Origin of the sequence: Acinetobacter sp. 766875 (assembly GCF_000582055.1) — a bacterium.
Classification (GTDB): Bacteria; Pseudomonadota; Gammaproteobacteria; order Pseudomonadales; family Moraxellaceae; genus Acinetobacter; species Acinetobacter nosocomialis.
Window position 1 is genome coordinate 22,349 of sequence record NZ_JEXX01000005.1, and the last position, 23,436, is coordinate 45,784.

A 23,436-nucleotide genomic window follows, 5' to 3' on the forward strand; every position below is an offset into this window, starting at 1 on the left:
CATGTGAAGAGACAACTTTAGAGGTGAAATTTGCAATAAAAATGAAAGAAATATTAGCTCGTCAATTGATGAAATAGCTCTTTCATACCTTCTGTGGCTGTCATATTTAATAGTTTATATTGAGATGGAACACGAGAATGATCTGCTTGGGGATCTATATAGTAGGCTTCAGTGTAGTTAGGAATTTCATGAACTAAAGCAGCAACAGGGTAAACACTTAAGGTTGAACCAATAACAATGAAAATATCTGCTTCATGCACTTGCTTTATGGCTTCTTCAAATGCTGGAACTGCTTCACCAAACCAAACCACATGAGGGCGAAGTGGATAGCCATTTGGACAAAGGTCATGCTCTAGATCTAATTTCCAACCATTAATTTCATAAAATTCATTTGTATATTGGGCATTTGGTCCAGAGCTTTTCGCTAATCGAATATTACCATGTAGATGCAACACATTGTGGCTACCAGCACGCTCATGTAAATCATCAATATTTTGTGTAATGACTTGTACATCGAAATGGTTTTGTAATTTAGCAATATATTGATGAGCTTCATTTGGCTGAGCTTCTAAAATATTTTTACGGCGTTCGTTATAAAACCGTTGAACTAACGCAGGGTCTTTATCCCAAGCTTCCGGAGTAGCAACTTGCTGTATATCATAATTTTCCCATAGGCCATTACTGTCACGAAAAGTACTAATTCCACTTTCTGCACTCATACCTGCACCAGAAAATACAACAAGTCTTGTCATGTTATTGATCCTACGCGTCCAGTTTTATAACTATTTTATACATATATAAAAAAACCAGTTTAAAAGTAAACTGGTTTTTATCAAATATTGAAAGCAATGCTAAATTTTATAAGCCAGCTTCATATTCTTCATTTGTTAAAAGTTTTTCAACGTCTGCCATGTTGTCTGGCTTAATTTTATAAATCCAGCCTTTCCCGTATGGATCTTCATTTACAAAATCCGGATCATCTTCAAGGTTTGTATTTACTTCCACTACTGTACCAGAAACAGGAGCGTGGATGTCAGAAGCAGTTTTAACTGATTCAACTACTCCAGCTTGTTCGCCAGCTGTTACTTGGCTGCCCACTTCTGGAGTTTCAACATAGACCAAGTCTCCAAGCTCATCTTGTGCATGGTCGGTAATCCCAGTAATAACAAGATCACCTTCAATTTTTACCCACTCATGTGTACGTGCATACTTCAATTCTGAAGGGTGATTCATGACATCTCCTTAAGCTTGTGTCCAATATTTTAATAACATTATAAATAGGGGTCTTTGCGCCAGTTACTAGGACTACGACCACTCCAGCGTTTAAATGCTCGGCTGAAATTTGCGACATCGGAATAACCTAGTTCATCCGCAATTTGTTCAAGACTATAATCTGTACGTGAAAGTAAAGAAGTCGCATGACGATAGCGGACTTCATCTACTAATGTTGAAAATGAAGTTCCTTCCGCTGCCAACTGTCGCTTTAATGTGCGATCTGACATGTGTAAGTATTCTGCTACATTTTCTATGCTTAAGTAATGTTGTTCCGAATTACTTAAAATATCACGTACACGCATTGCTAAACGGCGGCGTTCACCTAAAGCAGAGAGTTCAGCCTCACATTGGTTAATAGCAATTTGACTGGCGATTGGATCTGAATTAATTAATTTAAGACCTAAATATTTTTTATCAAAACTAGAAATTAAATGAGGCTGATTAAACCGAATAGTACTGCTTAGTTTGCTCTTATATTTATCAAAGCCTGCTGGTTCTGGAAAATCTAAGTCGACATCGCCCGCTAAATCTTCAATACCTGTCATGGCTTTTGCCATTGTCATGATGCCAATGGTTAAGCCTAAAACAATTTCGGTGCGAAGTGGTTCTAACTCAATATCACATTGTAGTTGTAATGTGGCTTTTGGGCCGAAGGTAGAAAAATAGAGTTGTAAAAAAGGTAAGCGTAACTGGATAAAACGAGCAGCGAGAGCAATTGCTTCAGTAATATCTTTTGCTGTCATTATTGCGTAGCCAATAAATCCATGAATTGAAATACGCATTTGGGTGCCAATATGGTAACCCAATGTACTTTCTCCAGTGAGATTTAAGGCATGTTTAACCAGTTCATTTGCTACAGGTGTTGAAATACGATATTCAGGGTCAGCCAATTGTTCACTTGTAAGATGAAAAGGGGCAAATAATGTCTCATCGTTGTATCCCCAACGTGAAACAACATCTAATAGCAATAAGCCATAGACTCCTGGAATACCTTGATCTTGACGAGCTGAGGTAATTTTCATATGCGTTCCGTTGCTCTCATCAATTTTCTACGTGCATTTCTTACACATCTTGTCATGAAATATAATTTGAGTTTATAAAAACTGTTAGACAATCATATCAAGGATTCGTTAAATATTCTTTTTAAAGACAACGATTTTTGTCGTTGAAATAAGTAAAACATCTCCATGTTGATTTAAAGCTTGCGTAACGTAGCTTACAATACCACGATCCAATTTTGTTTTGGATGGTGTAATTGCTGAAATCTCAGCTTCAACATGTATACGGTCACCAGGTCGAGTCGGGCGAGGCCAACGTAAACTAGACTCTGAACCCACGAGCCCCCCATGAATAGGCATACATTCTGTCCATAAGCGCATAGTAATTGCCGAGGTATGCCATCCACTGGCAGCAATACCTTTAAAGATTGGATCTTCTTTAGCTAATTCTTCATCTGTATGGAAAGGCTGAGGGTCGTAGTGGCTTGCAAATTGTTTAATCTCATCTAGTGTAATTTCATATTCACGACTGATAAAACGATCACCAATTTTTAAATCTTCTAAATAAAGCATTAATCCTGACCCTGTACTACTTTTTGCTCAATAAGAAAGCCACCAGTTTGGCGTTTCCATAATTGTGCATATATACCATTTTTAGCAATTAATTCTTCATGGGTACCTTGCTCTGCAATTCTACCTTCATCAAGAACAATTAAACGGTCCATTTGAGCAATGGTAGACAAACGGTGAGCAATTGCAATAACTGTTTTATCTACCATCAGGTCATTTAAACTAGACTGAATAGCTGCCTCAACTTCCGAGTCTAATGCACTTGTTGCTTCATCTAATATTAAAATTGGTGCATCTTTTAAGAAGACACGTGCAATAGCGATACGTTGTCTCTGACCGCCTGAAAGTTTAACCCCACGCTCACCAACCTGTGCTTCATAGCCAGAACGGCCTTTTAAGTCGACAAGTTGAGGAATAAATTCAGCTGCTTTTGCCTTATGCACTGCACTTTGCATGTCCAGATCGGTTGCATCCGGACGACCATATTTAATATTTTCAGCAACTGAACGATGGAGTAGAGAAGTATCTTGAGTAACTAAAGCAATATTCGCTCTCAAACTATCTTGTGTAACATCTTCAATATTCTGCCCATCAATTAAAATTGCACCTTCTTTAAGATGGTAGAAATGTAAAAGTAATTGGATGAGAGTGGATTTTCCTGCACCTGAACGGCCAACGATACCAATCTTTTCGCCCGCTGTAATGTGTAAATTAAAGTGATCGATGACATTTTTATTGTTATAGGCAAAGGTCACATCTTTAAATACGATTTCACCTTGCTTTACTGTAAGTGGTTTTGCATCTGGTTTGTCTTGAATATTGATTTTCTTACCAAGAGTTTGCATACCATCTTGAATGGTACCCACATTTTCAAATAAGGCTGACATATGCCACATCATAAACTCAGCCATGCTATTAAGCTTTAAAATCATGGCGGTCGTTGCTGCAATTACACCTAGTGCTGCTAGGCCTTGTGTCCATAGCCAGACTGCTGTTCCAATCACGCCTACAAATAAAACAGCAGAAAGTAAATTAATGCTGACTTCAAAAAGAGTACCTAATCGCATTTGTGCATAGACAGTTGTCATAAACTCTTTCATTGAAGCTTTTGCATACTGGCTCTCACGACCAGCATGGGCAAATAATTTAACCGTTTGAATATTTGTGTAGGCATCTGTTACACGTCCAGTCATTACTGCACGAGCATCAGCTTGTTGCTGTGATACTTTGCTTAAACGGGGAATAAAGAACCAAGCGCTTAATAAGAATAAACCCAACCAAACCATAAGTGGAATGAGTAAAGTTGGTGAAATTGCACCAAGAACGATACTAACGGTAATAAAATAAATGCTGACATAAGCCAACATATCGCCCAAAATAATCCAAAATTCACGGATAGCTAGTGCTGTTTGCATGACTTTTGCTGAAAGGCGACCCGCAAAATCATTATGGAAAAAATCTAGACTTTGCTTTAACAAAAGATTATGAAAACGCCACCGTAAGCGCATTGGAAAAGTACTATATAAAATTTGGTGTTTTATAATAGATTGAATATTAACAAATAAAATATTAGCAAATAAAACGCTAATAAGAATGAGTATATTGGAAGCGTGTTGGCTTAAAAAGCTTTCTGGTTGACTGTTACTCAGCCAGTCGACAAGTTGCCCAATTTTTGAAAAGAGTAGAGCTTCAAAGCTGGCTGCACCCGCTGTACATATAATGAGTAATAATAAGTACGGACGAACACCTTCAGTAGCTTGCCAAACAAATGGGAAAAAGCGAGTTGGTAAGGGCTCATCCAGACCTTTGGTTGGATAAGGATCTACAAGTTTTTCAAACCACTTCAGCATGAATGACTACCTTTATACATCAGCTACTTTATTAAAATTTCGCAATTTAATTTGCAATAAAGTCAGTTAGATCAAACTCGATATAGATGTTGATCTGTTGGGTGTGTGGATACACGTCAAAGTCTATGTTGTATATCTTTAGCTAAAACTGACAAGATTTAGTCAAGATATAAATTTGGAAACGGGAAAAGCCTAAAAGGCATGGTAAAGACAAAAAATGTTTTATTCATTATATCGATAATAATAGATGAAGTGGTGAATGAATTTGATGTGAATGTAATTTTTATAAGTTTTTTTAATAAATGATAAAATACTGATATTTAGCCTAAGCAGCACGAGCCTTTATCTTAATATTCATAAAGGCTCATAATAATTACCACATTAAGTCATCTGGAATAACATATGCTGCATACGGATCTTCTTCGTCAGTAGTTTGTTCATTTTTCTCTGCATTATTAATTAAAATAAAGCCTTGCATTTTTTGATCAATTTTTTCGGCCAAAGCTTTTGGAAGATAAGCGTATTGATCTTGATCTTTAGCAATTACTAAACTACCTGTAACAAGGGCATTGTAGACTTGTTGAGATAGATATACCTTTTTAATCTTATTCTCGTCAATAAATTGATAAGCCACATCTCCGGCAAAATCTACAATTTTGTGTTGTTTAATCATTTGAATAATAGAAGCTTTTAATGCTTTTTCTTCGAGTTGTTGCTGTTTTTCTAGATTTAAAGCTTGGTCTTTAGCTAGTTTTTCTTGTTGAGCTTTTTCAATATTTGCTTTGATTTCTGCTTCATTGCTTTGACCAGTACGCTGCTCATGCTGAGCTTGTTTGGTGAGTTTTTTTGCTTTTTTATTGTCAACTAAACCTGCTTTGAGTAACTGAGCTTGTAAGGCATTTTTAACCATGACTTAATCCGAATCTGAAGAGGAAGAACGATGAAAATAAACAGCCCAATATGAAATACTGAGTGTTAAGCTTAAAATTGCTGGTAGCAAAAATGATTGCAATTTTAAGTAGGGGTGAACTGAAGCAGCAATTATACCACCAATAAGAAAACCTGAAAAAATAAGTAGATGTAAAATAATACGACGGTTTTCTACTTTTAAACCTCGTGCTATGTAACCAAGTGCAAGGCCAAGATCTGTTAAGACACCCGATAAGTGAGTTGTCCTAATAATGGTCCCTATATAATGGCTGACCATGGCATTTTGTAAACCCATGGCGACACAAGCCCATAATAATCCATATTTGGGAAAATATGGCAGTAATAACCAGCAAAGAAAAATAAAGAGGGCAACTAAGCTTAAAGGGAGGCCATATCGACGGCCTAATTTGAAATGGCTATTGCCTAAAATAAAACCACTGTAAAATGATCCACATACATAACATAGTATAACAAGTATCAAATATATGACGTGATCAAAGTGCCAGTTTACCAAACTCATGGCTAGCATACTGACATTACCAGTCATATGCGACACCGATTGATGTAAAAGGGTGATAAGCCCTAATACATTAATCATTCCGGCATTCATTGCCAGTAAAAAGGCACCAATTTGGAACCAGTTTGGTAAACGTTGAAATGGCATGTTCTCTAAGAGTTTTGTCTTGAGCGAATATCAACAGCGGCAGTAAATAAAACATCAGTTGATGAGTTAAGAGCTGTTTCGGTTGAATCTTGTAATACACTAATAATCATACCAACTGCAACAACTTGCATCGCAATTTCTGATGAAATACCAAATAAACTACAAGCGACTGGAATTAAAAGTAAAGAACCACCGGCAACACCAGACGCACCACATGCTGAAACTGTAGCGACTACTGACAAAATAATCATAGTTGCCAAATCAACATGAATCCCCAATGTATGCACAGTTGCTAAAGTAAGCACAGTGATTGTAACAGCTGCTCCAGCCATATTAACTGTAGCACCTAAAGGAATAGAAACACTTGCAGTAGATGGATTAACACCTAAACGTTCAGCTAAATCAAGGTTAACTGGGATGTTAGCTGCTGAGCTGCGTGTGAAGAATGCAGTAATACCACTTTCTTTTAAGCATTTAAAAACAAGTGGGTATGGATTGCCACGAATTGTTAAACCTACCAAAATTGGGTTAACTACAAGAGCAACAAAAAGCATTGTTCCTAATAGAACAGCTAATAATTGCGCATAACTTTCAAGCGTTGCTAAACCAGCATCGGCAAAGGTTACTGCAACTAAACCGAAAATGCCTACAGGTGCAAATGCGATGACTTTGTGAATAATCGCACTCACAGCATGTGAAACATCATGCATCACTTGTTTAGTCGTATCTGAACTATGACGCATTGCCAAACCTAGACCAATTGCCCATGCCAGAATGCCAATAAAGTTCGCTTCACTAATTGCTTGAACAGGGTTTGCAATAAAACTTAAAAGCAAATTTTTTAATATATCAGCGAGGCTACCAGGCGCTTGTAGGTTGTTATGTGAAACAGTATTAAGATAAAGAGTACTTGGAAAAGACAAGCTCGCAACAACGGCACTAAACGCAGCTAATAGCATACCCACTACATATAATAGTAAGACTGGTCGTAAATTTGCACTATGGCCAACCTGAAAGTTAGCAATAGATGAGAGAACCAGTACGAAAACTAAAATAGGAGCAACCGATTTCAATGCTTTAATGAACAGCTCACCAAACAAGCTTAAGTAAGGTGTAACGGTTGGAAATAATAGTGCAACACCTATTCCTAAAATAATGGCGATAATAATTTTGGTGACTAAGCTTAATCGAGAAAAGAATTCAAGCATATAAAGGCCTTATTAACCTATTCATGGCTAAAGGTTGAACAAGCGGAGTATTTTATACTTAAGTGATGTGAATCTTAAGCTTTTTTATATCAAGTAATTAGATTAATAAAAAAAGGTAATATTAAGTATTTGTTTTTAAAATAGTAAAATTAAATTATTAAATCAATTAAAAAGATATTCTGCTTATATAACAGTCAATAAAAAATTAACTGTGTGGTCTAAAAACCTATTGAAAAATAGTGGAGGGAGAGACAGGGATAAATAAGAAAGTGTATTGTTGTTTTCAATAGCTTTAGATACTTGAAAAACTACGCGAATTTTCAATCCTCTTTGCTTGGTTTATTACCAGCTACCAAGTTGAAAAATCGCATATTTCAGGAATACATTAATATTATTATAATTTTATAAATTCAGCGCAGTTATTCTATACAGTATAACTGATAAAGCGTATTCAAAATTGAGTGCATCTTGTCATCCTTTATAGAATAGAAAATTTGTTTGCCATCACGACGTGTTGAAACGACATCACTTTTACGTAACATCATCAATTGTTGTGAAAGAGTGGGTTGGGTGATTTGGGTTTTCTCTTCGATTTGAGAGACATTTAACTCCTCATGAGCTAAGTGACATAAAATTAATAAACGGTCAGGGTTAGCTAAAGACTTTAATGTGCCTACGACTGAATCAGCCGCATTTTTCATTTCTTCAATTTGGAGTCCATCTTTCATACTTTATACCTATATCAATATGGCCGGCATAGTATAGATTGATCTTAAGAAAATGAATGTAGCAAAACTAATCAATCCAATTGTTTTTGTTGAAAAGGTTTATAAGTGTAATTGATAAATATATAACATTATTAAGGTATAACAATAATTTGTAGTTGTTTTGTGTCAAAAGTGTTGCATTGTGTGAGAAGCGTAATTGTTAAGTATAAATGAAACAAAGTCAAAGGAAAAAAATCTTATTTTAAGTTCTATCTATAGTTAATTCTGATTTATCTAAGAAAGGGTAATAAAAAAAGATTGAGTTTTTACTTTTTAAAGATATAATTGATTCTGTACAGACAGGTCTGTATATTCTAGTTTGGGATGATAGTCCAAAAAAAACGTCTAACTCTAGGCTAGAATGACTTTCAGACGCAGCGTGATGAATAAGAAGAAGATTCAACAATATAAGAAGAATAATATCACGCTTTATTTTTTACTGTGCAACTTTTTCAAACTCAATAAGCTTCTCTACACGTTTCCAGTAGTCATTAATTTTTACTGAGCCGTGCTCAACCTGAGCTTGAATGGTCATACCTTCTAAAATATTGACTAACAGTAATGCTAAAGGACGAGATTCCTCAATTTCATGTTGAACAAGAAGGTCCTGCATTAACTGAGTCAACCATATTTTGTATAAAGTCGCAGGTTGGTGAGTTGAAGGGTATTGCTTTAATACTTCTTCTAAGGCTTTTTGAAACATACAGCCATTAAAATCTTCGCTATTAAACCAATCTGCATACCATAAAAAGATTGCCTTAATACGGGCTAATGGATCATTTTCGTCTTGTTTAGATATAGCAGCAGTAAGAGAATTTTGTAAAAGTGAGTTTCTTAGTAATAAACACTCTTCAATTAGTTTCTCTTTGGAAGGGAAGTATTTGTAAAATGTCATTTTTGCTACACCAGACTCACTGATGATACGATCAACCCCTATAGAGTTAAAACTATATGAGTTAAAAAGTCTTAATGCAGTGGTAATAATGTCATCTTTTTTTGACATATTTTAGTAGCCTCACACAAAAAATTTGCTCTTAGCCTAAATGGTCGAGTGTATAAATAAAAAGCAAGAACGCACAATTTTACATTGTATTGATTGTTATTGATAGAAAAAAATAGGTTTTTTAAAAACAATAGAAGGGCAAAGCATAATGCTCTAGGTATATATTTTATATTTGCTGAAAAAATTTCTATGTCTTAATTAGACGTATTTGCTAGATAATTTTTTAATTTAGAAAATAATTTTAAACCATAGAAATGTAACCGCAAAATAGATTTATAGATTGGTATATTTAAACATGTATTTATAAAAGAAAAAAGGAGAAATTTTAGAATTTTCTCCTTTTAACCTATTTAGTCGATATTATTCTGCCGGTGGCAATAACATAAGAATTGAATCATTCAATAATTGAACAATGTTTTCTAAAATCTCTACATTGCTTAGCTGGTTATTAAATGGAATACTTTCTCCATCTGCTATTGTTTTGAGTTGAGTGGCAAAAGATTCCACTATTGTTAAATCTTCTCCATTGCCCCAAAACTTTAAAATTCCATTTTGTTCTGTATAAAGTAGGCGAGAGGCTGGTTCTAGCAATAATTCATAACCTTCTGTCAAAATAGCATTGAGGTCTTCAACTTCTATCTCGTCTGGTTCAGGAATATTATCTGGATATTTAGGTTCAGTCATATATGCCATGATGGCAGCATCAAGTACTGATGAATTTTGCAATTGAGCTAAAACCAACCCTCTTAAATACGCTAATTCTTCTGTATTAATTTCACCAACTTGAGAAATACTCTTTCGGGCAATATCTATGACAGGGTTTTGTAGTAATTCATCGGTAGCAAATTGGTCACTAATTCTGTCAATCATGCCTGAAATATTAGGCATACGGAAACCAAACGAGAAAGTTAAGCAATCATCTTCAGCAACACCATAATGTGCTAAGCCAGGTGGAACATATAATAAGTCACCAGGAGCTAAAACTTCGTCAAAATGAACATCTATGTCTGGCAATAATTTTAAGGGTTGATTTGGAACAAATTCAGTGGTTGCATCACACATTTGGCCTAATTGCCAACGACGGTGACCATATCCTTGAACAAGAAATACATCATAAAAGTCAAAATGTTTTCCAACTGAGCCACCTTTAGGTGCATAAGAAACCATAATGTCATCACGACGCCATTGAGGAATAAAAGGAAATTTCTTCCATAATTCCGCTAAATCGAATGAGTAATGATCAACTGCTTGTACTAACAGTGTCCATAGCTTTGGTAATTTTTGAAAGTCACCTTTAGTTAGAGGAGAAGACTTTACGTGCCACTCATTTGGATTTTTGTCTTTTTGACGAATAAGACGTGCGCTAACATGATCTTCTAAAGCGAATTCTTTCACATCATTTGGCTCTAACACGCCAATGATTTCAGGCATGGCGTTACGCACAAGTAATGGTTTTTTCTGCCAGTATTCTGATAAAAACTGTTCAGCAGTAATGCCGCCTAAAACGGTTAAAGGTTCTGTCATGGAGATAACCTATAAATAAACTAATAAATATTAAGGAATTTGAAGTTCAAGCTGTCTTAAAATCTGACAGAGCTGAATCATGGGTAAGCCCATTAGGGTGGTTTGATCTTGGCCTATCATTTTCTCAAATAAACTAATGCCAAGACTTTCACACTTAAAACTTCCCGCACAATGAAGGGGTTGATCTAAATCGATATATCTTTCAATTTCTGAGTCGCTTAAATTGCGAAATTTAACTTGATAATGTTCAACTAGAGTGTGTTCAAAGCTTTTTTCAAGACATTGAACACTTAAGGCTGTACTAAAAAAGACTGTTCTGGCTGAGTTTGCTTTTAACTGAGCTTTAGCATTTTCAATACTCAATGGTTTGCCAATAAAATCATGAGGTGCATGTTCTCGCCATGCAACCTGATCTGATCCAATTACAATTGCTTCCGGATTTTTCTGAGCAATAACCTGAGCTTTAGTAAAAGCCAGTCTTTTAGCTAAATCATCAGCATGAGTCTCGCCACGAGAACTTTCATCAATATCTGGACTGATACAGATATATTCGATGCCCAAACGATTCATCAAATCCTTACGCGTTTGACTACTCGATGCCAAAATAATTTGGGGGTGTTTCATTACACTGCGTATTCCATTAATACATCTAATGGGACATAACTTAATACTGCTTGATGGCAGGCATGAAGTTTGACAGGTGGAGCTTGACCAGCTTGATATGCTTCTACCCAACGAGTTACACAAATGCACCAGAAGTCACCTGGCTGTAGGCCAGGGAAGCCAGCTTCAGGTAAAGGAGTAATGAGATCGTTGCCAACTTTTTGCGAAAAATTTAAAAAGTCAGACGTCATTTGAGCGCATACAGTGTGTTGCCCAAGATCTGTTACTGCTGTATGGCAAAAACCATTTCGAAAATATCCGGTAATAGGATCAAAACAACAGCTCGCTAAAGGCTCACCTAAAACATTTAAACGATTGATTTGTGGATCGGGATGAATAGACATAATCGATGAAATATTAAATTACTACCTCTATCATAATCAAAACTTTGGCTTTCTACAGCTTTTATGCAAAAAAACTAACCTTTTTTGATGTAATCATTTAAAATTGGCGCGTTTTTAAAATCATAAAGAGAGCTTTACATGAATTTTCAGCGCATGACTGACCTTAACTTAGCAGGTAAACGTGTACTTATTCGTGAAGATTTAAACGTTCCTGTTAAAAATGGTGTGATTACCAGCGATGCTCGTTTACGTGCGGCACTTCCAACAATAAAAGCTGCTTTAGAAAAAGGCGCTGCTGTAATGGTATTTTCGCATTTAGGTCGTCCTGTTGAAGGTGAACCAAAGCCTGAACAATCACTTGCACCAGTTGCAGCATATTTAACTGAAGCATTAGGCCAAGAAGTTAAATTATTTACTGATTATCTTGATGGTGTAGAAGTTCAGGCTGGACAAGTTGTTTTGCTTGAAAATGTTCGTTTTAACGCTGGTGAAAAGAAAAATAATCCTGAGCTTGCACAAAAGTATGCTGCTTTATGTGATGTATTTGTGATGGATGCATTCGGTACTGCTCACCGTGCAGAAGCTTCTACTGAGGGCGTAGCACGTTTTGCTCCAGTTGCAGCTGCTGGTCCTTTATTGGCTGCTGAATTAGATGCGCTTGGCCGTGCAATGCAAACACCTGAAAAACCAATGGTTGCTATTGTTGCTGGCTCTAAAGTTTCAACAAAACTTGATGTTTTAAACTCATTGTCTACTATTTGTGATCAACTTATTGTTGGTGGTGGTATCGCAAATACTTTCTTGGCGGCCGCTGGTTACAATGTTGGAAAATCTCTATACGAAGCTGACTTGGTAGAAACAGCAAAACAAATTGCTGCTAAAGTAAGCGTTCCACTTCCTACAGATGTTGTTGTAGCGGATGCATCTCAAATTAACTTTGAAGATTTCTTGGGTTCTTTGGCGGCTGCACAAGCAGTTGTTAAAAAAGTTGAGGATGTAACTGCAAACGATATGATTTTAGATGTTGGTCCTGAAACAGCTAAAGCATTTGCAAATATTTTAACAACATCAAAAACGATTCTTTGGAATGGTCCCGTTGGTGTGTTTGAAGTTGATCAATTTGGTGAAGGTACTAAGGCACTTTCTCTTGCAGTTGCTCAATCTGATGCATTCTCGATCGCTGGTGGCGGTGATACTTTAGCTGCAATTGATAAATATAATGTTGCTGACCAAATTGGTTATATTTCAACTGGTGGTGGTGCGTTTCTTGAATTTGTTGAAGGTAAAACTTTGCCAGCAGTGGCTGTTTTATTAGAACGTGCATAATACATATATGTAAAAATAAGAAGGGGTTGGGTTCAACCCCTTTTTCATTGATAAGTCATTAAATTGTCATATTACTGAAATAAAATAATGAGCACTAAATCACCAATTGTGGAAAATAGTGATGAATTTAAAACTTACCTTAGCTGCTTTATTAATTGTTCCAGTGATGTTGACTGCTTGTGCGAAAAAAGAAGAGTCTTCTAAAGCAGGACAAGATGCAGCATCTACAGCAGTTTCTGATAAAGTAACTCCTGAACAGCAAGCTACAATTGATTCGCTTGATAAGCCAGTTTTAGATGAAAAGAATACAGATGTGGTTGAAGGTAGTGCGTCTAACGAGTCGGCTGCTTCAGAAACTCATTAATTTGTTGTTTTTTGTTAAAAAGTCCCTGCAAATGCAGGGATTTTTTTTGAAATACTGTGATTTGTTGCTGAATTGAAATAAATGACAAGGTAGAATAAGCCGCACTACCTGGGAGGATATTATGGCACTCATTTCAATGCGCCAGCTCTTGGATCACGCTGCGGAACACAACTACGGCGTACCAGCATTTAACGTAAATAACTTAGAACAAATGCGTGCAATTATGCTTGCCGCAGATGCAACCAATTCACCTGTAATTGTTCAGGCATCAGCTGGAGCTCGCAAATATGCAGGCGCTCCATTCTTACGCCATCTTATTTTGGCTGCAATCGAAGAGTGGCCGCACATTCCAGTGGTAATGCACCAAGACCATGGTACTAGCCCTGATGTATGCCAACGCTCTATTCAACTTGGTTTTAGCTCAGTAATGATGGATGGTTCATTAGGTGCTGATGGTAAAACCCCTACAACTTACGATTACAACGTAGATGTAACTCGTCAAGTCGTAGCAATGGCTCATGCTTGTGGCGTGTCTGTTGAAGGCGAAATCGGTTGCTTAGGTAGCCTTGAGACAGGTATGGCTGGAGAAGAGGATGGTGTTGGTGCAGAAGGTGTACTCGATCATTCTCAACTTCTAACTTCTGTTGATGAAGCGAAGCAATTCGTTGCTGACACAAATGTTGATGCCTTAGCAATTGCTGTAGGTACTTCACATGGTGCTTATAAATTTACACGTCCACCTACAGGTGACATTTTAGCAATTGATCGCATTAAAGAAATTCATGCGGCGTTGCCAAATACTCATCTTGTAATGCACGGTTCAAGCTCTGTACCACAAGAATGGTTAAAAGTAATTAATGAGTTTGGCGGCAATATCGGCGAGACTTATGGTGTGCCAGTTGAGCAGCTTGTAGAAGCAATTAAACACGGTGTACGTAAAATCAATATTGATACTGACTTACGCTTAGCTTCAACAGGTGCAATTCGTCGTTTCATGGCGGAGAATCCAGCTGAATTTGATCCACGTAAGTACTTCGCTAAAACTGTCGATTCAATGAAACAAATTTGTATCGATCGTTATGAAGCCTTTGGTACAGCAGGTAATGCTGACAAGATCCGACCAATTTCATTAGAGAAAATGGTGGATCGTTATAAATAATTCCCGATAGGGTTTGATTTATGGAAACCGGTTATTTATATAACCGGTTTTTTATTATCTAAATCTTATCCATAAAAAAACCTGTGCTAAACACAGGTTTTAATTAAATAAAAATTAACTTACTTTTGCAGATTCTTTTTGTCGAGACTTGGATCTTTAATCTCTACATAAGCATTTGCACGTACTTCACGTAACCAGCTATCAATTTCAGTATTGAATTGACGTTCACCTAAAATTTGACGTGCCATACGTTCTTGATATTCGTGAGTCATATCTTTTTCGCGTTTGTCTGTCACTTGTAGAATATGCCAGCCAAATTGAGTTTGGAAAGGTTCACTAATTTGACCTACAGGAATTTCCTGCATTTTTTTATCAAACTCAGGTACCATCATTCCTGGATTAACCCAGCCTAAACTACCACCGTCACGCGCGGAACCTGTATCGTTTGAATAAGTTGCCGCAAGAGTGGCAAAATCTTCACCTGCCTTCAATCGCTTGTAAATGCTATCAATGATTTGTTTTGCATTTTCAGGACTTACTACCTCGGAAGGCTGAATAAGAATATGGCGTGTTTGATACTGTGGTACTAAGGCTTTTTGTTCATTTTGCTTGCGTTCTAAGAGTTTTAGAACATGTACACCATCTCGTACAGAAATTAGATCAGTGGTTTGACCATCTTGTAGGGGAGTAATACGGGCAGCGAGTTCAGCCGGAATATCAGAAAGGGGACGGAATCCCATGTCTGCACCTTCAACTTTTACTGTCGCAGTTGAAAGTTTTTTGAGAGCATTTAAATCATTGCTTTGAGCCAGCTTTGAACGAACTTCTTTAGCTACACTTTGAACTTCTTGAGGATTGTCTCCAGAAATTCGCATATGAATCACATGTGCCTGATTGCCGAGAGCAGCTTGACCCTGTGGTGATTTTAAGAAATTGTCAACATCTTGATCACTAATCTTAATACGTGACATCACTTGCTGTTGGCGTAGACGATTAATTGCTAAATCTTCGGCAATACGGCCTCGTAAATTTTCATAAGTTCCTGGAGCAATCGCATCTAATTTTTGTTGAAATGCTTCTAAACTTTTACTGCCAGATTGACTCGCTACTTTAAGTACTGCCTCGTTTAGGCTTTTCTCATCAGGTTTAATACCATAACGTTTTACTTGTTCAAGTTGAGCTTGACGCAAGATGAGTTGGTCTAAAACTTGAAATTGTAAGTATTGTTGAGGTGGTACTTCTTTTTTTTGTGCCTGTAACTCGTGAGTAGCTTCTGCCATTCCTTGTTCAAGGTCACTTTTTAAAATTACGCTATTGTCCACAATTGCCACAACTTCATCAGTGGGTTGGGCAAAACTATGCATTGATGAAGATATTAATACAGCAAGGGTTGTTGCTTTAAAAAACTGTTTAAGATGCTTTGCCTTCATTAACGTTGTGTCCAAGATTGATTAATTTTGTTAAAACCTAAAACGCGATTTTCAAGTATAGATGCAAGTTTGTTATTTAAACCACCTAAACCTTTAAGTGTGACTTCAGCCATAATCGCGCGTTTCTCGTTAACATTAGGAGATTTTGGATCATCTAGGTCGTTATAGTAAGAACGACCGTAGACTGAGATACCCCAGCAACATGATTCATAGTTAACACCTAATAACAGCTCACGAGCCACATCATTGTCCATGTCATATTGAACAAGACCCATAATACGCCAGTTGTCTTTAATTGGTTGTATAAACGATGCAACAACTTGATCGTAAGTGTGTTGACGACCAACAATGTCTTTGCGATAGAAGTAACCTAAGTTATATAGGTTGCCTTTATCGCCTGTATAGTAAACTTTGAAGTCTCTCTGGGCATTATCACCATTTGACATCCATGCCGAATTGGCTGCAATCGTAAAGTTCTGGTTAAGTTGGCTTGTTAAGCTAACGACAGGACCAGTATTACGTTCGGTATCAATCTCATCTGGTTCGTTTAGAGTAACGCGTCGATCTTCAAAGTAATAACTTTGTCCTACACTGGCACGCAAACGTTCTAAACCTACCGTGTCAAAAAGACTATAACTTACACCTAGTGATAAAAAATTGTTGTCTTCAAGGCGGTCATGCCCATAAAAGCGGTATGGGTTAAAGAGTTGATCGTAATTAACCGATGCTGAAGTTGAGTCAAAGTTTGGATAACCGTCCTGGTTCTTGTAAGGCGCATACGCATAAAATGCACGAGGGGTGATCGTTTGTAGGTATTTACCTTCGCGTTCAAAAGTTAAACCACTATCCAAAGTAAACTGAGGTACAACGACTGATTTATTTTCAGAGCCACCAGGGTTATTTAACTGAGTATCTTTATCATAGAATGTTTGGATAGAGCGTACAGAAACTTCAGGAATAACAAAGGCTGCCGGTGTTCGATAGTTATAACGTGTTGCGAACTGGTTATAAATACGGGTGCCGCTACTTTCCTGAGCAGAACCGTCATTAATTGATTTTTTAAAGTATGCTGTATCGTTATTAAATTCGTATTGCAATCCTTGTGGGTTACCAGTGACATAATTTAATAAGAACTGTGGTAAACGTGCATAAGGTTTGTTTACATCCTTAACTGAAGGATCTAGCGTTTGGAAGTCTTCAACTTTGAGCTGAGCTTTTAAACCCGGAATACCATGTTGATAGTTCAGTTCCCAAGCTCTTCGTAGATTTACATCAGTTTTAGTATTTGGACTGTGATCTAAATCCGCAAAATAATCTTTATCCGATGCATAACGATATTCAAGATTAGTCGACCATTGATCGTTAATATTCCAGTTGTGGAGAAAATTAAAATCTTTACGGTCTTTATCGTTATATTCTTTATCAGATGGAAGAATACCGCCTGATATTACCCCTGCACCGAAGCCATCCGTTAAATAGCGAAATTCACCTTTGAGCATGGCCCCACGTTCTGATAGATATCGTGGAGTAATCGTTGCATCATAATTAGGCGCAAGATTTAAATAAATTGGAACAGAAAGTTCACCGCCACCACCACTATTTGAGAAACCTGAAAAACCAAACTGTGGGTTAAGAATACCCGTAGTTCGACGGTCATCAATTGGGAAGTTAAAGTATGGGACTGCTATAACTGGTACATCTTTAACATAGATTTTTGCATTACGAGTGACGCCTCGACCAGTTTCCTGATTTAGCTCAATTTTATTAGCCTGAATTTTCCAAGCAGGTTTTTGGCCTGGTGGACAAGTGGTATAGCTTGCATCGTTAAGAACCATTACATTTGGAGAGGTTCTTTCGATTTTTCCAGCGTGACCATGTGCATGCTGCTGTTCAGAAATATAAAAACTATTATTTAAATCACCAGTTTGAGTCTTTAAATTGTAATTAATTTCATCACTTTGAGAGAGTAAGCCGCCTTGGGCTAACTGCACTCGACCTTGTGCATGAGCAAATGTTTGAGTTTTATCGATGGTAACTTTATCGGCACGTACAGTACGACCTTCTTGATCTATTACTACGTTTCCTTCTAGCTCAGAATCGCCAGCAGGGTTGTAATGACCATAATCCGCCGTTACAACCGATGTAGCCTTATCTGCATCTAATGCTTTAGTTTCAGGATTAATCGGTGTAATCCAAGTTCCTTGGCAAAATGCCGAACTCAAATATTTATTATTGCGCAACTGCGCTTCAGGTGCAGATTTATCAACATAATATTGTTGAAAGAATTCCTGCCCAGGATAGGCTTCCTTAATACTCGCCTTAAGTTGATTATTGTCTATGTTGGAGACAACACCAGCTGACTCAGCATAACTTGATTGTATGGAGCCACATAAGAGCGTAAAAATAGCGGTCGCTAAAGGATTAAATTTAAACTGATGCTTCATTGTCTCATTAACCAAGTATGCTAATTCACAATTAATTATTGTCGCATCATAGAGAAAAAGTTTATAAGTGGCTACACTTAACCCTTCAAAAATCTCAGCTTGTTTTAGATTTTATTGCAAATGAATACACAACGTGAACAATTGATACATACATGGCTTACATCTGTTCTTGAAAATGATCAATTTCAGATCGCTTATTTAGCAGGGGATGCCAGCTTTCGCCGTTATGCTCGCATCCAGTTACAAAATAAAACTTATATGCTTATGGATGCGCCTCCTGAAAAAGAAGACTGTGTTCCGTTTGTAACCATTGACGAATTTTTTGCAGGTCATGGGGTTCGAGTACCTCAGATTGTTGCAAAAGATTTAACTCAAGGTTTTCTATTGCTAGAAGATTTTGGTGATGTACTGTTGTCGACATTATTAAATGATGTAACAGTTGATCAATATTACGAACAAAGCTTTAAACAGCTCACTCATTTGCAATCAATTAATGGTATTGATCATTTCCCAGCTTATTCTTATGAAAAGCTTATGTCTGAAATGCAGCTGCTAACCGATTGGATGTTGCCATCACTTGGGATTCATCCAACAGTTGAGCAAAAGAAAACTATTGATGATGCATTTGATTTCTTAGCCAAAGCTGCATTGGCTCAACCGCAAGTTATTGTGCATCGTGATTTTCATAGTCGTAATTTAATGAAAATTACTAATGAAGAAGAATTGGGGGTAATCGACTTTCAAGATGCGGTTATTGGTGCCGACACTTATGATTTAATCTCGATTACACGTGATGCATATGTACAGTGGAATGCTGAGCGTGTTTATCAATGGTTTAAAGTTTTCTACGAGCTTTTACCAGCATCTGCTAAACAAAACCGAACTTTTGAGCAATTTAAACGTGATGCCGATTTAATGGCAATTCAACGTCATATCAAGATTTTGGGCATTTTTGTTCGTCTGTTTGAGCGAGATGGTAAGTCTGGATATTTAAAAGACTTGCCGCGAGTCATGTGGTATTTACTTGAAGAGAGTCGTGGTTATCATGAGCTTGATGACTTCATGACGTTTATTCGTAACTCAGTCATGCCTAAGTTTATAGAAAAATATGGCCCCTATGAGGTAGCAGCATAATGAAAGCAATGATTCTTGCTGCTGGCTTGGGCAATCGTATGCGTCCACTTACGCTATATACACCAAAGCCTCTGCTTGAGGTGGGGGGTAAGCCACTTATTGTGTGGCATATCGAAAAGCTTAAGAAAATTGGTGTGACTGAAATAGTCATCAATTCTGCCTGGTTGGCTGATAAGCTAATCAGTAGCTTAGGTGATGGTTCTCAATTTGGTGTGGACATCCGTTGGACGCGAGAAGAAGAAGGGCTGGAAACAGCTGGTGGAATTATTAATGCTTTGCCACTGCTTGGAACAGATCCATTTATTCTAGTGAATGGTGATGTATGGACCACAATGGGTTTTGAAGCGCTACGCGATATTAAGCTAAATGATGATTTAGCTCATCTTGTGTTGGTTGATAATCCTAAACAACATCCTGAAGGCGACTTTACATTATTGGATGGACGTGCTTTTGCATTCGATCAAGATGTGAAGGGCGAGAATCTCACTTTTAGTGGGGTATCTGTTATCAATCCTAAGCTCTTTGATGGATTGGAGCCTGGTAAACGTCCGTTAGCACCATTGTTAAAGCAAGCGATGCAGAATCAAAGAATATCTGCTGAAAAGCTTAAGGGTGCATGGGTAGATGTGGGAACGCCTGAACGTTTAATGGAGCTAGATTTGCAAATTCGTGAAGGCTTCTACGATTAACTGCGTAATCCCTAATCGTTAAATAGTGTTCCACGATGCATAAATGGGTATACTTTGTTTTAAATTTTACTTAGATGTTATCTGTTTATGCATCCATTTTTTCAAGAGTTACAACAGGGTAGTCAAAAACTAGGTTTGTCGCTTAGCGATGAAGCTTTGACATTATTGTTAAAGTATCAAGATGCTTTGGTACTTTGGAACAAAGCTTATAATCTAACAGCGATTCGTGATCCGAAAGAAATGTTAGTGAAGCATTTGTTAGATAGCCTAAGTATTTTGAAAGATTTACCACCAGGTCGATTGCTTGATGTAGGTACTGGTGGTGGTATGCCAGGCATGATCATTGCTTTATGTCAACCAGAGCGCTCTTGTGTATTGCTTGACTCAAATGGTAAGAAAATTCGTTTTTTGAAACAGTTTATTGCTGACCTTAAGCTTAAAAACGTAGTAGCTGTGCAAACGCGTGTTGAAAATCAAGATACAATTGATGAGCTTGGTCAATTTGATGTGATCACAAGTCGTGCATTTGCATCTTTAACTGATTTTGTTGAGGCTGCACGTCCATATTTACATGAGCATAGTATAATTGCTGCGATGAAAGGATTGATTCCAGTTGAAGAAATGGAAGAGCTTAAGCAGGAATTTTCATGTAAAGTGATTGAACTGCATGTACCAAGACTTGATGAACAACGTCATTTACTTTTACTTCAACGAATTTAAATAAAAAGTATTAGGGTTACCATGGCTCAAATTATTGCGATTGCAAACCAAAAAGGTGGTGTTGGTAAAACAACGACTGCAGTAAATCTTGCAGCATCACTTGCTGTATTGAAAAAACGTGTATTACTTGTTGATATAGATTCGCAAGGTAATGCTACGATGGGGTCTGGTATTCAAAAGAATGATCTACTTTACTCAATCACAGATGTGTTATTGGGTGAAGTGCCAATTGAAACTGCAATTCAAAAGGCAGAGGTTGGATATAAAGTTTTGGGTTCAAACCGTGAGCTTTCAGGTGTTGAACTGGCAATTGCCGAACAAGAAGGTCGTGAGTTCATTTTAAAGAATGCTCTGAACGAAATTAGAAATTCTTTTGACTACATTATTGTTGACTGTGCCCCTAGCTTAAGTTTAATTACGGTAAATGCCTTGGCTGCCGTAGATAGTGTAATCATTCCTATGCAATGTGAGTACTATGCATTGGAAGGTTTGGCTGATTTAACCCAAACAATCGATCGTATTCAAAAAGCATTAAATCCTGATTTAGAAATTATCGGTGTTTTACGTACGATGTACGACGCACGTAATGCCTTAACTCGCGATGTATCAGCTGAGTTGGAACAGTATTTTGGTAAGAAGCTCTATGACACGGTGATCCCACGTAATGTTCGTTTGGCTGAAGCGCCAGCGCATGGTTTGCCAGTGATTTATTTTGAAAAGAGTTCAAAGGGTGCAGTTGCATACTTAAATCTTGCAGCTGAGATGTTAAAGAAAAGTAAAGTAAAGAAAGGAAGTAAAGTATGAGCATCAAAAAACGCGGATTGGCGAAAGGGCGTGGTTTAGATGCATTACTTGGTTCAATTCAAAAAGAAAAATTACAATTAGAAGCTCAAGCACTTGATCATGGTCAGTTAAAACAAATTAATGTGAATTTGTTGAAGCGAGGTGAATATCAGCCACGTCGTTTTATCCATGAACATGACTTACAAGAATTGGCATCCTCTATTGAAAAACATGGGGTAATGCAACCAATTGTTATCCGTCCTGTAGATGATGAAGCTCATCCTTACGAAATCATTGCAGGTGAGCGCCGTTGGCGTGCAGCACAAATTGCTGGTTTAGCTGAAATTCCAGCAATTGTTCGTGATTTAAATGATCAAGTTGCGATTGCTTTGGCGCTTATTGAGAATATTCAACGTCAAGATTTAAATCCAATTGATCAAGCCTTGGCATTACAACGTTTTCATGATGAATTTGGTTTAAGTCATCAGGAAATTGCCGATACTGTAGGTAAGGCGAGAACAACGGTCAGTAACTTGTTGCGTCTATTGAGTTTGGCTGATGACATTAAAGAATTTATGCAACAAGGCCAGCTTGATATGGGCCATGCTCGTGCCATCTTGACTTTAAAAGGTAAAGAGCAACTTGAAGTAGCTAAAATTGTCATTGAAAAGGGATTATCCGTTCGTCAAACTGAGCAATTAGTACGTGATTGGAACGAACCTAAACAGGAAAAGGAAAAAACTCCTGTTGCACCAGACATTGAGCAATTAACTCAGAAATTATCGGAACGTTTTGGTGCCAATGTTAAAATTGATCATAACCAGAAAGGTAAAGGAAAACTCGTTATTCATTATCATTCACTCGATGAGTTAGATGGTATTTTGAATATTTGTTTGCCAGATTAATTCTAAGTTAGGTCATATATTTCTAATTTATATTCTTGGGGAAGAAAATATGTGGGAACTTGTGAAAGCGGGCGGCTGGTTAATGCTGCCTTTAATTTTGTGTTCAATTTTAACGGTCGCTATTAGTATTGAACGTTTTATACGTTTGAGACGTTCACAAGTTTTGCCTAAAGCACTGATGAGTGATGGTAGTGCAGATATTTCTCATATCATCACAAATTTGGAGCAAGATACTGATGCCTCAAGTACAGCATTAGGAAATATTCTAAAAGCTGGTTTTGAGCATCAGGCGCATGGAGAGCAATTTGCTCGGGCTCAAATGGAAGCAATCGCTTCTCAAGAAATTTCTTATTTAGAAAAAAATATTAACTTCTTGGGAACTTTAAGTGCTATAGCACCTTTGCTTGGGTTACTTGGAACAGTTGTAGGGATTATTGAGTCTTTTCTCGTGATTGATTTTGGTTCGGCAGGTAGTCCAAGTTTAATGATTCCTGGTATTTCAAAGGCCTTGATCACGACAGCGGTTGGAATGCTCATTGCAATTCCTGCACTTATTTCTTATCGTTATTTTCAGAGAGTGGTGCAAAATTACATTGCGGAGTTAGAGCAGCAATCTACACTCTTTCATGCATCATTGTTTTATAAACGTTCTTCTGTTGTGCAAGAACATCGCCGTGTTGGTTGAT

At 37.3% G+C, this 23,436-nt stretch carries 24 protein-coding genes; 9 read left to right on the forward strand and 15 right to left on the reverse strand.

Going from position 1 to position 23,436, the window contains the following annotated elements; genetic code table 11:
- Positions 1-53: 53 nt before the first annotated feature.
- The 13 genes from J576_RS06330 to J576_RS06390 all read right to left on the reverse strand — a co-directional run bounded on the left by J576_RS06330 (position 54) and on the right by J576_RS06390 (position 11,796).
- Positions 54-761: an SIR2 family NAD-dependent protein deacylase gene (locus J576_RS06330; RefSeq protein ID WP_081400929.1), complete on the reverse strand. Its 708-nt coding sequence runs from the start codon at positions 759-761 to the stop codon at positions 54-56.
- Between the two features lie 97 nt (positions 762-858).
- The gene (gene gcvH, locus J576_RS06335) at positions 859-1,233 is read right to left on the reverse strand and encodes a glycine cleavage system protein GcvH (RefSeq protein WP_002049861.1); all 375 of its coding nucleotides are present in this window, start codon (positions 1,231-1,233) and stop codon (positions 859-861) included.
- 38 nt (positions 1,234-1,271) lie between these two features.
- Positions 1,272-2,297, reverse strand: coding sequence for an AraC family transcriptional regulator (locus J576_RS06340; RefSeq protein WP_000705529.1), 1,026 nt, complete (start codon positions 2,295-2,297; stop codon positions 1,272-1,274).
- A 108-nt stretch (positions 2,298-2,405) separates the two neighbouring features.
- Positions 2,406-2,846 carry a MaoC family dehydratase gene (locus J576_RS06345; protein ID WP_002050041.1) on the reverse strand — a complete coding sequence of 147 codons (441 nt, stop codon included), beginning with the start codon at positions 2,844-2,846 and terminating at the stop codon, positions 2,406-2,408.
- Positions 2,846-4,693, reverse strand: a complete 1,848-nt coding sequence (locus tag J576_RS06350; RefSeq protein WP_002050158.1) for an ABC transporter ATP-binding protein — start codon at positions 4,691-4,693, stop codon at positions 2,846-2,848. Before J576_RS06350 ends, J576_RS06345 begins: the two co-directional genes overlap by 1 nt.
- Before the next feature lie 373 nt (positions 4,694-5,066).
- Positions 5,067-5,603: a DUF2058 domain-containing protein gene (locus J576_RS06355; protein ID WP_002050144.1), complete on the reverse strand. Its 537-nt coding sequence runs from the start codon at positions 5,601-5,603 to the stop codon at positions 5,067-5,069.
- A 3-nt stretch (positions 5,604-5,606) separates the two neighbouring features.
- Entirely contained in the window at positions 5,607-6,287 is a 681-nt protein-coding gene (locus J576_RS06360) for a YoaK family protein (RefSeq protein WP_033855532.1), read from the reverse strand.
- A 5-nt stretch (positions 6,288-6,292) separates the two neighbouring features.
- On the reverse strand, positions 6,293-7,495 hold the full coding sequence (gene sstT / locus J576_RS06365; RefSeq protein ID WP_002050031.1) for a serine/threonine transporter SstT: 1,203 nt from the start codon (positions 7,493-7,495) through the stop codon (positions 6,293-6,295).
- Positions 7,496-7,914: 419 nt separating this feature from the next.
- Positions 7,915-8,223 (reverse strand): ArsR/SmtB family transcription factor, encoded by a 309-nt coding sequence (locus tag J576_RS06370; protein ID WP_002050127.1) that lies wholly within the window; start codon positions 8,221-8,223, stop codon positions 7,915-7,917.
- A 475-nt stretch (positions 8,224-8,698) separates the two neighbouring features.
- Positions 8,699-9,265 carry a TetR/AcrR family transcriptional regulator gene (locus J576_RS06375; protein WP_002050010.1) on the reverse strand — a complete coding sequence of 189 codons (567 nt, stop codon included), beginning with the start codon at positions 9,263-9,265 and terminating at the stop codon, positions 8,699-8,701.
- Between the two features lie 360 nt (positions 9,266-9,625).
- Complete coding sequence (locus J576_RS06380; RefSeq protein WP_002050188.1) at positions 9,626-10,789, reverse strand: ribosomal protein uL16 3-hydroxylase; 1,164 nt, start codon at positions 10,787-10,789, stop codon at positions 9,626-9,628.
- 30 nt (positions 10,790-10,819) lie between these two features.
- Positions 10,820-11,413 carry a Maf family protein gene (locus tag J576_RS06385; protein WP_002050190.1) on the reverse strand — a complete coding sequence of 198 codons (594 nt, stop codon included), beginning with the start codon at positions 11,411-11,413 and terminating at the stop codon, positions 10,820-10,822.
- Positions 11,413-11,796, reverse strand: a complete 384-nt coding sequence (locus J576_RS06390) for a DUF2237 family protein (RefSeq protein WP_002050020.1) — start codon at positions 11,794-11,796, stop codon at positions 11,413-11,415. The genes J576_RS06385 and J576_RS06390 overlap by 1 nt, the downstream gene beginning before the upstream one ends.
- Positions 11,797-11,934: 138 nt before the next feature.
- On the opposite strand from J576_RS06390, the gene J576_RS06395 reads away from it, so the two are divergent.
- From J576_RS06395 to fba, 3 genes are all read left to right on the forward strand, one after another.
- On the forward strand, positions 11,935-13,122 hold the full coding sequence (locus J576_RS06395) for a phosphoglycerate kinase (protein WP_002049932.1): 1,188 nt from the start codon (positions 11,935-11,937) through the stop codon (positions 13,120-13,122).
- 121 nt (positions 13,123-13,243) lie between these two features.
- The gene (locus J576_RS06400) at positions 13,244-13,486 is read left to right on the forward strand and encodes a hypothetical protein (RefSeq protein ID WP_002050198.1); all 243 of its coding nucleotides are present in this window, start codon (positions 13,244-13,246) and stop codon (positions 13,484-13,486) included.
- A gap of 121 nt (positions 13,487-13,607) precedes the next feature.
- Positions 13,608-14,645 carry a class II fructose-bisphosphate aldolase gene (gene fba, locus J576_RS06405; RefSeq protein WP_002049840.1) on the forward strand — a complete coding sequence of 346 codons (1,038 nt, stop codon included), beginning with the start codon at positions 13,608-13,610 and terminating at the stop codon, positions 14,643-14,645.
- A 119-nt stretch (positions 14,646-14,764) separates the two neighbouring features.
- Here fba and J576_RS06410 read toward each other — a convergent pair whose 3' ends face one another.
- Together J576_RS06410 and J576_RS06415 are read right to left on the reverse strand one after the other, a co-directional pair.
- The gene (locus J576_RS06410; RefSeq protein ID WP_002050186.1) at positions 14,765-16,075 is read right to left on the reverse strand and encodes a peptidylprolyl isomerase; all 1,311 of its coding nucleotides are present in this window, start codon (positions 16,073-16,075) and stop codon (positions 14,765-14,767) included.
- Positions 16,075-18,519 carry an LPS-assembly protein LptD gene (locus J576_RS06415; protein ID WP_033855533.1) on the reverse strand — a complete coding sequence of 815 codons (2,445 nt, stop codon included), beginning with the start codon at positions 18,517-18,519 and terminating at the stop codon, positions 16,075-16,077. Before J576_RS06415 ends, J576_RS06410 begins: the two co-directional genes overlap by 1 nt.
- 120 nt (positions 18,520-18,639) lie before the next feature.
- Here J576_RS06415 and J576_RS06420 point away from each other — a divergent pair, with 120 nt between their 5' ends.
- The 6 genes from J576_RS06420 (at position 18,640) to J576_RS06445 (ending at position 23,435) form a co-directional block, all read left to right on the forward strand.
- Positions 18,640-19,653, forward strand: coding sequence for an aminoglycoside phosphotransferase family protein (locus J576_RS06420; protein WP_002049884.1), 1,014 nt, complete (start codon positions 18,640-18,642; stop codon positions 19,651-19,653).
- Positions 19,653-20,342 (forward strand): N-acetylmuramate alpha-1-phosphate uridylyltransferase MurU, encoded by a 690-nt coding sequence (murU, locus tag J576_RS06425; protein ID WP_002049766.1) that lies wholly within the window; start codon positions 19,653-19,655, stop codon positions 20,340-20,342. The genes J576_RS06420 and murU overlap by 1 nt, the downstream gene beginning before the upstream one ends.
- An 87-nt stretch (positions 20,343-20,429) precedes the next feature.
- Complete coding sequence (rsmG, locus tag J576_RS06430; protein ID WP_002050181.1) at positions 20,430-21,062, forward strand: 16S rRNA (guanine(527)-N(7))-methyltransferase RsmG; 633 nt, start codon at positions 20,430-20,432, stop codon at positions 21,060-21,062.
- A gap of 21 nt (positions 21,063-21,083) precedes the next feature.
- The gene (locus tag J576_RS06435; protein ID WP_002050124.1) at positions 21,084-21,866 is read left to right on the forward strand and encodes a ParA family protein; all 783 of its coding nucleotides are present in this window, start codon (positions 21,084-21,086) and stop codon (positions 21,864-21,866) included.
- Complete coding sequence (locus J576_RS06440; protein WP_002049896.1) at positions 21,863-22,750, forward strand: ParB/RepB/Spo0J family partition protein; 888 nt, start codon at positions 21,863-21,865, stop codon at positions 22,748-22,750. Before J576_RS06435 ends, J576_RS06440 begins: the two co-directional genes overlap by 4 nt.
- Positions 22,751-22,799: 49 nt before the next feature.
- Positions 22,800-23,435 carry a MotA/TolQ/ExbB proton channel family protein gene (locus tag J576_RS06445; protein ID WP_002049809.1) on the forward strand — a complete coding sequence of 212 codons (636 nt, stop codon included), beginning with the start codon at positions 22,800-22,802 and terminating at the stop codon, positions 23,433-23,435.
- The last annotated feature ends 1 nt before the right edge of the window (position 23,436 follow it).

What these genes read in the sequence shown, in the direction of transcription:
- gcvH (WP_002049861.1), bottom strand. Translation starts at nt 1,233, where the DNA reads ATGAATCACCCTTCAGAATTGAAGTATGCACGTACACATGAGTGGGTA.
- J576_RS06340 (WP_000705529.1), bottom strand. Translation starts at nt 2,297, where the DNA reads ATGAAAATTACCTCAGCTCGTCAAGATCAAGGTATTCCAGGAGTCTAT.
- J576_RS06345 (WP_002050041.1), bottom strand. Translation starts at nt 2,846, where the DNA reads ATGCTTTATTTAGAAGATTTAAAAATTGGTGATCGTTTTATCAGTCGT.
- J576_RS06350 (WP_002050158.1), bottom strand. Translation starts at nt 4,693, where the DNA reads ATGCTGAAGTGGTTTGAAAAACTTGTAGATCCTTATCCAACCAAAGGT.
- J576_RS06355 (WP_002050144.1), bottom strand. Translation starts at nt 5,603, where the DNA reads ATGGTTAAAAATGCCTTACAAGCTCAGTTACTCAAAGCAGGTTTAGTT.
- J576_RS06360 (WP_033855532.1), bottom strand. Translation starts at nt 6,287, where the DNA reads ATGCCATTTCAACGTTTACCAAACTGGTTCCAAATTGGTGCCTTTTTA.
- sstT (WP_002050031.1), bottom strand. Translation starts at nt 7,495, where the DNA reads ATGCTTGAATTCTTTTCTCGATTAAGCTTAGTCACCAAAATTATTATC.
- J576_RS06370 (WP_002050127.1), bottom strand. Translation starts at nt 8,223, where the DNA reads ATGAAAGATGGACTCCAAATTGAAGAAATGAAAAATGCGGCTGATTCA.
- J576_RS06375 (WP_002050010.1), bottom strand. Translation starts at nt 9,265, where the DNA reads ATGTCAAAAAAAGATGACATTATTACCACTGCATTAAGACTTTTTAAC.
- J576_RS06380 (WP_002050188.1), bottom strand. Translation starts at nt 10,789, where the DNA reads ATGACAGAACCTTTAACCGTTTTAGGCGGCATTACTGCTGAACAGTTT.
- J576_RS06385 (WP_002050190.1), bottom strand. Translation starts at nt 11,413, where the DNA reads ATGAAACACCCCCAAATTATTTTGGCATCGAGTAGTCAAACGCGTAAG.
- J576_RS06390 (WP_002050020.1), bottom strand. Translation starts at nt 11,796, where the DNA reads ATGTCTATTCATCCCGATCCACAAATCAATCGTTTAAATGTTTTAGGT.
- J576_RS06395 (WP_002049932.1), top strand. Translation starts at nt 11,935, where the DNA reads ATGAATTTTCAGCGCATGACTGACCTTAACTTAGCAGGTAAACGTGTA.
- J576_RS06400 (WP_002050198.1), top strand. Translation starts at nt 13,244, where the DNA reads ATGAATTTAAAACTTACCTTAGCTGCTTTATTAATTGTTCCAGTGATG.
- fba (WP_002049840.1), top strand. Translation starts at nt 13,608, where the DNA reads ATGGCACTCATTTCAATGCGCCAGCTCTTGGATCACGCTGCGGAACAC.
- J576_RS06410 (WP_002050186.1), bottom strand. Translation starts at nt 16,075, where the DNA reads ATGAAGGCAAAGCATCTTAAACAGTTTTTTAAAGCAACAACCCTTGCT.
- J576_RS06415 (WP_033855533.1), bottom strand. Translation starts at nt 18,519, where the DNA reads ATGAAGCATCAGTTTAAATTTAATCCTTTAGCGACCGCTATTTTTACG.
- J576_RS06420 (WP_002049884.1), top strand. Translation starts at nt 18,640, where the DNA reads ATGAATACACAACGTGAACAATTGATACATACATGGCTTACATCTGTT.
- murU (WP_002049766.1), top strand. Translation starts at nt 19,653, where the DNA reads ATGAAAGCAATGATTCTTGCTGCTGGCTTGGGCAATCGTATGCGTCCA.
- rsmG (WP_002050181.1), top strand. Translation starts at nt 20,430, where the DNA reads ATGCATCCATTTTTTCAAGAGTTACAACAGGGTAGTCAAAAACTAGGT.
- J576_RS06435 (WP_002050124.1), top strand. Translation starts at nt 21,084, where the DNA reads ATGGCTCAAATTATTGCGATTGCAAACCAAAAAGGTGGTGTTGGTAAA.
- J576_RS06440 (WP_002049896.1), top strand. Translation starts at nt 21,863, where the DNA reads ATGAGCATCAAAAAACGCGGATTGGCGAAAGGGCGTGGTTTAGATGCA.
- J576_RS06445 (WP_002049809.1), top strand. Translation starts at nt 22,800, where the DNA reads ATGTGGGAACTTGTGAAAGCGGGCGGCTGGTTAATGCTGCCTTTAATT.